Genomic DNA, 6,145 nt, shown 5'->3' with positions numbered 1-6,145 from the left:
TGATATTCCGGTACCCGCTGTGAAGCGTCAAACATCGAGCCCATTAATGCTAAGGCCGTGAAGCCGTCCTGGAGCCTTCGGGCAAAGGGAAGTGGTGGAGCCGCCGACCCAAGGTGGTAGTAGGTGAGTGATGGGGTGACGCAGGAAGGTAGTCCAGCCCGGGCGATGGTAGTCCCGGGGTAAGGGTGTAGGCCGTGTGATAGGTAAATCCGTCGCACATTAAGGCTGAGACCTGATGCCGAGCCGATTGTGGTGAAGTGGATGATCCTATGCTGTCGAGAAAAGCCTCTAGCGAGTTTCATGGCGGCCCGTACCCTAAACCGACTCAGGTGGTCAGGTAGAGAATACCGAGGCGTTCGGGTGAACTATGGTTAAGGAACTCGGCAAAATGCCCCCGTAACTTCGGGAGAAGGGGGGCCATCACCGGTGATGAGTCTTGCACTCTGAGCTGGGGGTGGCCGCAGAGACCAGCGAGAAGCGACTGTTTACTAAAAACACAGGTCCGTGCGAAGCCGTAAGGCGATGTATACGGACTGACGCCTGCCCGGTGCTGGAACGTTAAGGGGACCGGTTAGTGCGCTTTCGGGCGTGCGAAGCTGAGAACTTAAGCGCCAGTAAACGGCGGTGGTAACTATAACCATCCTAAGGTAGCGAAATTCCTTGTCGGGTAAGTTCCGACCTGCACGAATGGCGTAACGACTTCTCGACTGTCTCAACCATAGGCCCGGTGAAATTGCACTACGAGTAAAGATGCTCGTTTCGCGCAGAAGGACGGAAAGACCCCGGGACCTTTACTATAGTTTGATATTGGTGTTCGGTTCGGCTTGTGTAGGATAGGTGGGAGACTTTGAAGCGGGCACGCCAGTGTTCGTGGAGTCGCCGTTGAAATACCACTCTGGTCGTGCTGGATGTCTAACCTCGGTCCGTGATCCGGATCAGGGACAGTGTCTGATGGGTAGTTTAACTGGGGCGGTTGCCTCCTAAAGAGTAACGGAGGCGCCCAAAGGTTCCCTCAGCCTGGTTGGTAATCAGGTGTTGAGTGTAAGTGCACAAGGGAGCTTGACTGTGAGACCGACGGGTCGAGCAGGGACGAAAGTCGGGACTAGTGATCCGGCGGTGGCTTGTGGAAGCGCCGTCGCTCAACGGATAAAAGGTACCCCGGGGATAACAGGCTGATCTTCCCCAAGAGTCCATATCGACGGGATGGTTTGGCACCTCGATGTCGGCTCGTCGCATCCTGGGGCTGGAGTCGGTCCCAAGGGTTGGGCTGTTCGCCCATTAAAGCGGTACGCGAGCTGGGTTTAGAACGTCGTGAGACAGTTCGGTCCCTATCCTCTGTGCGCGTAGGAATATTGAGAAGGGCTGTCCCTAGTACGAGAGGACCGGGACGGACGAACCTCTGGTGTGCCAGTTGTCCTGCCAAGGGCATGGCTGGTTGGCTACGTTCGGAAAGGATAACCGCTGAAAGCATCTAAGCGGGAAGCCTGCTTCGAGATGAGTATTCCCACCCCCTTTGAGGGGTTAAGGCTCCCAGTAGACGACTGGGTTGATAGGCCAGATCTGGAAGCCCGGTAACGGGTGGAGGTGACTGGTACTAATAGGCCGAGGGCTTGTCCTCAGTTGCTCGCGTCCACTGTGTTGGTTCTGAAACCACGAACAACCCCGTCATGCCACATGGCGGTGCGGTTGTCAGTTTCATAGTGTTTCGGTGGTCATAGCATGAGGGAAACGCCCGGTTACATTCCGAACCCGGAAGCTAAGCCTCATAGCGCCGATGGTACTGCAGGGGGGACCCTGTGGGAGAGTAGGACGCCGCCGAACTCCTTTTAAGGGAAACCCCCGCACCTATGGTGCGGGGGTTTTCTGCGTTCCGGACCGGAAAGCCGGCGGTTAGTGTCGATCCATGCGATACGACCTGGTCATCTTCGACAATGACGGCGTCCTCGTGGACAGTGAGCCGATCTCCAACACCATTCTTGCCGCGTATCTGACCGAGCTCGGGCATGCCACCAGTTACGAGGACTCCCTGCGCGACTACATGGGGGGTGCCGTTCATCGCGTACACGACCTGGTTCTCGAGCGGAGTGGGGAGCGGCTGCCCGCCGACTTCGACGACGTGTTCCACGGGCGGGTCTTCGCCGCTTTCGAGCGGGAGCTGCAAGCCATGGACGGGGCCGTCGAGGTTCTGGAGAAGCTGGCGGGGGACGGGGTCGCCTACTGTCTGGCCTCTTCCGGGAGCCATGAGCGGATTCGGGTGGGGCACCGGAAGGCCGGGCTCGACAAGTGGTTCGACGACAAGCGTGTCTTCAGTTCCCAGGACGTCGGGCGGGGAAAGCCGGCGCCCGATCTCTTCCTGCACGCGGCGGAACGCATGGGAGTGGCGCCCGAGCGGTGCGTGGTCGTGGAGGACAGCCCGCTCGGGGTGCGGGCCGCCGTGGCCGCGGGGATGGACGTGTACGGGTTCACCGCCATGACGCCCGCCGAGAGGCTCGCCGGAGCCACTGGACTCTTCGCCGACCTGCGAGAGCTGCCCGCTCTGCTCGCCTGACCGACGCCCGGCCCGGCAGAAATTGGTGAGTGATCCAGCTACCCATGGGTAGCGCGGGGCCCTACGCTTCCCGGCCATGACAGATGTGCTGCGGCGCGGCAGGGCCTCGCTGGCGTTCGCCTTCCTGGCCCAGGGAGTGGCTTTCGCCCTGCTGGTGACGCGTATCCCGGCGATCCAGGACCGGTACGGGATATCCGACGGGCTGCTGCCGGTCTTCCTCGCGGCGGTGCCCATCCTGGCCGGCGTGGGGAGCGTCGCCACGGAGAAGCTCGTCAGGAGGGTGCCGCCGAGCGTGGTGCTGCGGTGGTCGCAGCCGGTCGTGCTGCTCGCGCTCCTCGGGGTGGGCGCCGGTGACGAACTGTGGCAAGTGGCGCTCTCACTGGGGGCGTTCGGTCTCGCGGTAGGGGCGCTCGACGCGTCGATGAACATGCTCGGGGTCAGCCTCCAGCGGGCGTACGGGCGCAGCATCATGCTCGGCTTCCACGCCGCGTACAGCTTCGGCGGGATCGCGGGGGCCTCGATGGCCTGGGCGGGTGCGCACTGGGACCTCTCGCTGTTCGTGTCGTATCTGCCGGCCGTGGTCGTGCTGCTGCCCGCCGCGCTGGTCGGGAGCCGGTGGTACGTCGACGCCGAGGCGGAGGGCCCGGGAGACGGCGCGGCGGCCGGGGAGGCCGGTGGTGTCGGCTTCAAGCTGTTGCTGCCGCTGTGTCTGGTGATGACGTTCGTGTACATCGGGGACTCGACGGTCTCCAACTGGAGCGCCAAGTACGTGCAGGACGTGCTGGGGAGCTCGGAGGAGGTCTCGACCGTTCCGTACAACGTCTACATGGTCATGACGCTGGTGGGGCGGGGGCTCGGGGACCTGGGCGTGCGTCGCTTCGGGGCTGTGGCGGTGGTGCGGGCCGGGGCCCTGGTGGCGGCTCTCGGGTTCGCGGTCGTGGCGGCGGCGCCCGGGGCGTGGGCGGGGATCGCGGGGTTCACGGTGGTCGGGCTCGGGCTGTGCGTGATCGTTCCGCAGACGTTCGCCGCGGCGGGCCGACTCGCCTTCGACGGACAGGGGCAGAGACAGGGAAGCGGACAGGGGCAGGGACGCGGGCATGGGTCCGGGGCTTCGGATGCCGCCGTCGCGCGACTGAACGTTTTCAACTATGTGGGCTTTTTGATCGGTTCGCCGTTGGTGGGCGGACTCGGGGACGCGTGGAACTACCGGGGCGCGATGCTCGTTCCCATGGTGTTGGTGCTCGTGACCGTGTTGTACGCCCGTTCCTTCGCCCCGGGAGCGGACCGATACGGTGACGGGCATGAGCGGCCGCGCACAGCTGATGTGGGATGAGGCAGTAACGGGTTACGACTTCGGCCCGGGTCACCCCATGGACCCGGTCCGGCTCGGGCTGACCCGAAGTCTTGTCGGTGCCTTCGGGCTCGACAAGGAGCTTGAGGTGGTCGCGGCCAAGCGGGCCGGTGACTCGACGCTGCGCCTCGTGCACCGCGAGGACTATGTGGCGGCGGTCAAGGCGGCGTCGGCCGACCCGGCGTCCGCGCGCGGGGAGTATGGGCTCGGGACCGAGGACGACCCCGCCTTCGCGGGGATGCACGAGGTGTCGGCGCTGATCGCCGGGCAGTCCGTGGGGGCTGCCGAGGCGGTGTGGCGCGGCGAGGCCCTGCACGCGGTCAATTTCGCGGGCGGACTGCACCATGCCATGCCCGGCGGCGCCTCGGGCTTCTGCATCTACAACGACGCGGCGCTCGCCATCGCGCGCCTCCTCGAACTGGGCGCGGAGCGCGTGGCGTACGTGGACGTCGACGTGCACCACGGCGACGGGGTGCAGGCCGCGTTCTGGGAGGATCCGCGGGTCCTGACGGTCTCGCTGCACGAACACCCCCGGACGCTGTTCCCGCAGACCGGCTGGCCGGAGGAGACGGGTGCGGGCGGCAAGGCCGAGGGCTCGGCGGTGAACGTCGCGCTGCCGGCGGGGACCGGCGACGCCGGATGGCTGCGGGCCTTCCACGCCGTGGTGCCCGAGCTGCTCGCGGAGTTCCGGCCGCAGGTCCTCGTCACCCAGCACGGCGCCGACACGCACTTCGAGGACCCCCTGGCGCACCTCGCCGTATCCCTGGACGCGCAGCGGGCCGTGCAGGTGGCCTGTCATGAGCTGGCGCACGAGCACGCCGATGGGCGCTGGGTCGCGCTGGGCGGCGGGGGGTATGCGGTGGTCGACGTCGTGCCGCGCTCCTGGACGCACCTCGTCGCCATCGCCGCGGGGCGGCCCGTGGAGCCGGTGGCGCAGGTCCCGGAGGCCTGGCGGCAGGAGGCCTACGCGCGTACGCGACAGCCGGCGCCGGGGCGGATGACGGACGGGCGGTGGCCCGTGGACTGGCAGGGCTGGGAGGCGGGCTACGACCCGGCGGACCGGCTCGACCAGGCGGTACTCGCTGCTCGCCGGTCGGTGTTTCCGCTGCGGGGATTGTTGCCGTAGAGGGGGCTTCCCCTCTGGCTTCCCTGGGGCTTCATCTCGCGATCGCGCGCCGCACGGCCGTCCCTCGGGCATCCCTCCGGCGACCCTCGGGCGGATTATGACCGCGTTAGCCCAATTGTGGGTGCTTTTCAGGGTTTTCGCCGACGGGTGGGCCTCGATGCGTCAGCATCGGCAGCGTGTTGAGCACCGGCGCCCTGCGTGCGCATCTGTTGGCGGCTCGGATGGCCGGGCCCGTGGCGACCTCCCGCGAGAAGAGTCTGCGGAGCTACCGGCTCTTCGCGGCGAGGGACCCGCGGATACTTCTCGGGCTCGACCCCGAGTGGCGCTGGGGCCCCGGCGATCTGCTGGGCCTCATGGCTGAAAAGTGCGGGGTGTCCGCCGACCCGGGGTATACCAGCGGAGTCGATGTCATCGATCCGGAGCGGACCCTGACGGCGCTCGACGCCTTCGCGGAACGGCTCGCGGAGGCCGCGCGAAGGCGGCTCCCCGTACTCTTCGGGACCGGACATCCGCACCGGCTGCTCGGGTTCTACGCCGCTTTGGCGGACGCCTTGTCGGCGGCGGGATGCACCGTCCTCACCCCCGCGCAGGGCAACAGTGTCGACATAACGACCCGGTTCGGCCTACGCACGTACAACCTTGACTACGTACAAGGAGTCGCGCTGGTGCGCGAACCCGGCGCACGGCCGGCCGGGAGTGAGACCGGCGCACACACCCACTCACCGCTCCCGGTTCGGGCGGTTCTGGATGCCGCGGCGGAGGCCGGCGGACCGCTTCCCGGGCTTGTCGTAGGAGACCACGGATGGGTCTGCGGAGCAGGTCAGCTGGGGTTTGAGGCGATCGGTCTGGCGGATACGGATGATCCCGCGCTGTTCGTCGGAGAGGCCGAGGGGCGGGTGTCCGTCGTCGTTCCGCTTGATGACGCTGTGCGGTCTGATTACTACCGACCGCTTACTCGCTATGTACTCAATCGAGCGTGTCTGTCACAGTAGGCGGCCGATGGCTGCTCCTCTTCCCCACTCGCATCATCCGCCCCTAGTCTGGGGAGTGAGCGCGCAGCGACGAAGAGTCACCGGAAGGGGAAGCCGGTGCCCGTCATGTGCGGAAGGTTCAGGTGGGG

The 6,145-nt window shown here is 66.1% G+C and carries 4 protein-coding genes and 2 rRNA genes (1 of these 6 running past the window's edge); all 6 read left to right on the top strand.

The genetic code is table 11. From position 1 onward, the window contains the following. Nucleotides 1-1,618, top strand: a 23S ribosomal RNA gene (locus ACRAKF_RS17795) (it extends 1,506 nt beyond the left edge of the window). A gap of 86 nt (nt 1,619-1,704) precedes the next feature. Beyond that, nucleotides 1,705-1,821 (top strand): 5S ribosomal RNA (gene rrf, locus ACRAKF_RS17790). Between the two features lie 82 nt (nt 1,822-1,903). Further along, nucleotides 1,904-2,548 (top strand): HAD family hydrolase, encoded by a 645-nt coding sequence (locus ACRAKF_RS17785; RefSeq protein ID WP_447038144.1) that lies wholly within the window; start codon nt 1,904-1,906, stop codon nt 2,546-2,548. A gap of 76 nt (nt 2,549-2,624) precedes the next feature. After that, entirely contained in the window at nt 2,625-3,881 is a 1,257-nt protein-coding gene (locus tag ACRAKF_RS17780; protein ID WP_447038143.1) for an MFS transporter, read from the top strand. Then, a complete protein-coding gene (locus tag ACRAKF_RS17775) occupies nt 3,850-5,025 on the top strand; it encodes an acetoin utilization protein AcuC (protein ID WP_447038142.1) in 1,176 nt (391 codons plus the stop codon). Before ACRAKF_RS17780 ends, ACRAKF_RS17775 begins: the two co-directional genes overlap by 32 nt. Before the next feature lie 176 nt (nt 5,026-5,201). Beyond that, complete coding sequence (locus ACRAKF_RS17770) at nt 5,202-6,017, top strand: phosphatase (RefSeq protein WP_447038141.1); 816 nt, start codon at nt 5,202-5,204, stop codon at nt 6,015-6,017. Nucleotides 6,018-6,145: the final 128 nt, after the last annotated feature.

Source organism: Streptomyces sp. DSM 118878, assembly GCF_052936595.1.
Note: the sequence above shows the minus strand (reverse complement) of the source record. Positions and strands in the feature narration are given on the sequence as shown.

Bases quoted from the DNA above. Each gene is read 5' to 3' on its own strand.
- ACRAKF_RS17775 (WP_447038142.1), top strand. From the start codon at position 3,850: ATGAGCGGCCGCGCACAGCTGATGTGGGATGAGGCAGTAACGGGTTAC.
- ACRAKF_RS17785 (WP_447038144.1), top strand. From the start codon at position 1,904: ATGCGATACGACCTGGTCATCTTCGACAATGACGGCGTCCTCGTGGAC.
- ACRAKF_RS17780 (WP_447038143.1), top strand. From the start codon at position 2,625: ATGACAGATGTGCTGCGGCGCGGCAGGGCCTCGCTGGCGTTCGCCTTC.